Below are 2,776 nucleotides of genomic sequence, written 5' to 3'. Positions count from 1 at the left end.
TAATCATACATATTGAAATAAAGCTTCAAAGCTACAGCAAAAATTAGTCCTGTTATAATCATAAATCCCACTTCACACCTCCTTTATCTTTTTACCTTTAACTTTATGGAATAAAAAATTATTCTCAAAGTTTTCAGAGTTTTCTACAATTTTATATAAATTTTTAAATTTTATAGGTGAAACAATATTATTGTCTTTGTCGTATTCCAAAGTAATTACATAATCCTTTAATGTTAAAAAATTATAGTTGAATGGGAAATAAAATATGAAAGCATCATCTTTTAATAATTTATATTTTTGATGTTCCTCTGCTGAAGATCCTCTTTCTATAGCTGAAGAACTAGCAAGTCTTATTTTCTCACTAAATATTTTGAAAAATCTTTTACCAGTACCATAGCATTTATGACAGTTAGGGTCTGCATTTTCAATATCATCAATTACCTTTTCAAAATCAGTATCTCCAAGTATAGATAAATAATCACTATCAACAACTGGATGTTCTTCTTTTCTAATACAATCACATTTACCAACATCTCTAAGTATAATAACTTGTCTACCTGTTTTTGATATTTGTTCAAATGTTTCTTTATTCATTATTTTTTACTCCCTTTGAAATCTTTCTTTCTCTCAACTTTAAGTCCTTTATAATTCTTGTTAGAAGGGTTAGTTCCAGTTTGGAGATATTTAAATATTTCAGGTAAATCTTTTTCAAGTTGATTAACTTTATCAGCTAATATTTTATGAGCTTTTAATAGTTGTGTAGTTATAGTTTCTATACCTTTACCTTGTTCAAAATCTCCAAGTTTTATCTGTATCTTTCCTAATGAATTTTCAGCAAGTCCAGGAGTTAAGTTTATATCTGTAATAGCTTTAGTTATAAGTTGTACTAGAACTTTTGAAGTAACATATTCTGTTATAACTGATCTCATAGCACTACGCTTAATTTCTTTATCACTTATACCTGCAATTGCAAATGCTAACTTAGAGAATCTCCATATAAGGAGTTTTAAATCAAATGTATTTTCTTTCTTATCATCTATAAGTAATCCTACCTCACTTGAAGCTTCTTTCAAATGATATACAGATGAATAATAAATTTCAGGCATATCATGAATATAAGGAATGATTTTTTTGTTTTTTTTATGAGTTATTTCTAATTCGTAAATTTTATCTTTTTGGAAGTCATACTCTATGATATTATTTGTAATTTTACCTTCCTCAGACTCAAATACAAGCCTTTCTTTTGACGAAGGGTAATCATTGTACTGTTCTATCTCGTAAACCTTTAAAATGACTCTGGTATCTTTTGGAGTATCTCCTTCCTCTACAAAAGGAAATTCAACTTCATTCTCTATAAATTCAACTTCAATATATATAGGTTTATCTATAATTTCTTTTTTCTCAACTTCTAGTTCACTAACTAGAATAGAACTATCTACAGACTCTTGGTTAGAACTTTTTATATTGAAAAATATAATTATTTTATCTTCTTGTTTTTCAGCAAAGATTAATCTTACTGATGTGCTACTAACTATTTCTAATAAAAAAGAGACTGGAGCTCTATCACCTTTTTCTAAGATGAATGAAACTTCATCATATCCTTGGTAATGTTCTCCAATCTCTTCTAAAAGAATATAGCTAGATGTTCTAGTGATTTTCACTGAACACCTCCCAATATTTATTTTATTTTTATTAACTTTCCAGTTTTAATAAGAACATCTGCAATTCTTTGCTTTTTCTCATCATCAGCTTTGATAGTAATTTCTGGTTCAGATAGAGTAAGTATTTCATCATCTATTCCACAGAAGTTGATAGCATTCAAAGTTAATTTTCTCTCAGTATAAGTTGCCTTTGCAGGTTTCTCAACTTTAAATTTTGTTTCTTTTTCAGGAGTTTCTCCTACAAGTTCTGTAGGAGTCTCCTTTGCTTTTAGATCTTTAGTTTCTTTAGCAGTTGCCATTTATATCACCTATGCCTGTAAAGCTTTTTGAGCTTCGCTTAAATTAACTGATATGTGATTATAGATGTCTAAAGTATCATCTGTAATAGTGATGTTCTTAGCTACTAAGATACCAGCTCCATCGTACATTGCTGCAAAGTCATATCTTTCAGTTAATCTGATTCTATGAAGTTCTAAGAATTTACTGTCTTCCTCAGCAGTTTTAATTCCTTCTTCTTCAAGATATAACATACCTTTTGATGAATCTAGCATTACAAGTGAAGTCATTTTGTCTTTCCCACATTTAACTGGTTTTCCAGCATTAGAACCTTCTTTAACTAAGTAAGGTAATTGAGATACACCGTTTGTATCAACTAAGTTCTGATAAACTGTTTGTCCTTCTTTATAGAATGGAACAAATGGAGTTACTATGAACTTGAAGTTTACATTCATTAATCCAGCAGGAATAGAAGGTGTAATTCTTGTTTTCTCAGGTCTAGTTCCAGACATCATAGCTCTATATGGGTCTAAATCCATTCCTATAGTTCCTTGAGGTCCTCTGAAGATTACACCGCCGTTATTCTCAACAAAAGTTTTCATAATAGGATCATTCATAAATACCATCCAACCGATTGTTGAAACTAAAACTGTATCACAGTAAATTCCTTTTTCAATTCCATATAGGAACATTGCAAAGAAATCTTTTAAAGTGAAACTTCCGTTTAATGATGAATCTTTGAAACTTCTACCAGTTGTAGAACCTAATATTGCTTTAGCTGGGTCTAAGTTATCATAAACTACTGTAGCTCCATTAAATGCTTTTCTAACAGCTTTAAT

General features: G+C 29.4%; 4 protein-coding genes. All 4 read right to left on the bottom strand.

The window, feature by feature from the left end; translation table 11 throughout:
* Positions 1-72: 72 nt before the first annotated feature.
* A complete protein-coding gene (locus Q0V09_RS10260) occupies positions 73-594 on the bottom strand; it encodes a hypothetical protein (RefSeq protein WP_297489270.1) in 522 nt (173 codons plus the stop codon).
* Positions 594-1,661, bottom strand: a complete 1,068-nt coding sequence (locus Q0V09_RS10255) for a hypothetical protein (RefSeq protein WP_297489267.1) — start codon at positions 1,659-1,661, stop codon at positions 594-596. Before Q0V09_RS10255 ends, Q0V09_RS10260 begins: the two co-directional genes overlap by 1 nt.
* Positions 1,662-1,678: 17 nt before the next feature.
* The gene (locus Q0V09_RS10250; RefSeq protein ID WP_297489264.1) at positions 1,679-1,960 is read right to left on the bottom strand and encodes a hypothetical protein; all 282 of its coding nucleotides are present in this window, start codon (positions 1,958-1,960) and stop codon (positions 1,679-1,681) included.
* Positions 1,961-1,969: 9 nt separating this feature from the next.
* On the bottom strand, positions 1,970-2,776 hold an 807-nt coding region (locus tag Q0V09_RS10245; protein ID WP_297489261.1), incomplete at its 5' end, for a hypothetical protein.

Origin of the sequence: uncultured Cetobacterium sp. (assembly GCF_947039425.1) — a bacterium.
In the GTDB taxonomy this organism is placed as follows: Bacteria; Fusobacteriota; Fusobacteriia; order Fusobacteriales; family Fusobacteriaceae; genus Cetobacterium_A.
This window is presented reverse-complemented; position numbering and strand designations above follow the sequence as displayed.

Coding starts and splice junctions, on each gene's coding strand:
- Q0V09_RS10260 (WP_297489270.1), bottom strand. CDS start 594: ATGAATAAAGAAACATTTGAACAAATATCAAAAACAGGTAGACAAGTT.
- Q0V09_RS10250 (WP_297489264.1), bottom strand. CDS start 1,960: ATGGCAACTGCTAAAGAAACTAAAGATCTAAAAGCAAAGGAGACTCCT.